Source organism: Bradyrhizobium manausense (assembly GCF_001440035.1).
Classification (GTDB): domain Bacteria; phylum Pseudomonadota; class Alphaproteobacteria; order Rhizobiales; family Xanthobacteraceae; genus Bradyrhizobium; species Bradyrhizobium manausense.
The window spans coordinates 1-1,082 of sequence record NZ_LJYG01000039.1; the positions used below are offsets into that span (position 1 = coordinate 1).

Below are 1,082 nucleotides of genomic sequence, written 5' to 3' on the forward strand. Positions count from 1 at the left end.
TGCGCGTTCCAGACGATCGTGATCACCAATTCCAGGCCATCGTGATCACTCATTCCAGAGCATCGTGATCACCGTTTCCAGGGGATCGTGATTACCAATTCCACGGGATCGTGATCGCTATTTCCAGCGGATTGTGATCGGGGACAGCGAGCCGGACACCACTGACAGTCTGCAACCCAGGTAGCTTGGTCTTTTGCCCGACAGCAGAGGATCGAGATGCCGACAGAGAGACTGTCCATGCGCCACATTCGCGAAGTTTTACGCCTGCACTACAGCGTCGGCATGTCGCAGCGTACGATTGCCCGTAGCCTCGGCCTGGCCCAGGGCACGGTTTGCAAGTACCTCAACATGGCACGCCGCGCAGGTTTGACCTGGCCGTTGCCGCCCGAGCTCAATGATGAGGTCCGGCTCTAACAGGCTGTTTCCGCCACCGTCCGATCTGCCCAGCGATGAGCGACCGCAGCCGGATTGGGCGCTCGTTCATCGCGAGCTGCGGCGGAGGAACGTCACGTTGATGCTATTGTGGGAAGAGTATTGCGACTCCAAGTCCGACAGTTTCAGTTATTCGTGGTTCTGCGAACGCTACAGGGAATGGGCTGGCCGCCTCAAGCCGACCCTGCGCCAGGTCCATGTCGTCGGCGAGAAGCTGTTCGTCGACTATTCCGGCCACACCATGGAGGTGGTCGACGGGCTCAGCGGCGAGGTGCACAGCACGCAGATCTTTGTCGCCGTGCTCGGTGCTTCCAACTACACCTACGCTGAAGCCAGCCTCAGCCAGAGCCTGCCGGACTGGATCGGCTCCCATGTCCGGGCCTTTTGCTTTTTCGGCGGCGTGGCCCGGCAAACGGTGAGCGACAATCTCAAGGCCGGCATCACCCGGGCGTGCTTTCACGAGCCGATGGTCAACCGGACCTATGCCGATCTTGCCCGCCATTACCGCACTGCCATCGTTCCGGCACTGCCGTATCGACCGCGCGACAAAGCCAAGGTCGAAGTCGGCGTCCAAATCGTCGGGCGATGGATTCTGGCGCGCCTGCGCAACCGCCGTTTCTTCTCGCTCGCCGCCCTCAACGAGGCGATCC

The 1,082-nt window shown here is 61.0% G+C and carries 2 protein-coding genes; both read left to right on the forward strand.

The genetic code is table 11. The features are described from left to right. Positions 1-216 precede the first annotated feature (216 nt). Positions 217-414, forward strand: coding sequence for a sigma factor-like helix-turn-helix DNA-binding protein (locus tag AOQ71_RS46610; protein WP_057744227.1), 198 nt, complete (start codon positions 217-219; stop codon positions 412-414). Then, positions 398-1,082: IS21 family transposase (gene istA / locus AOQ71_RS42875; protein WP_245316795.1), on the forward strand; the 685-nt coding region annotated here is incomplete at its 3' end. The genes AOQ71_RS46610 and istA, both read left to right, overlap by 17 nt.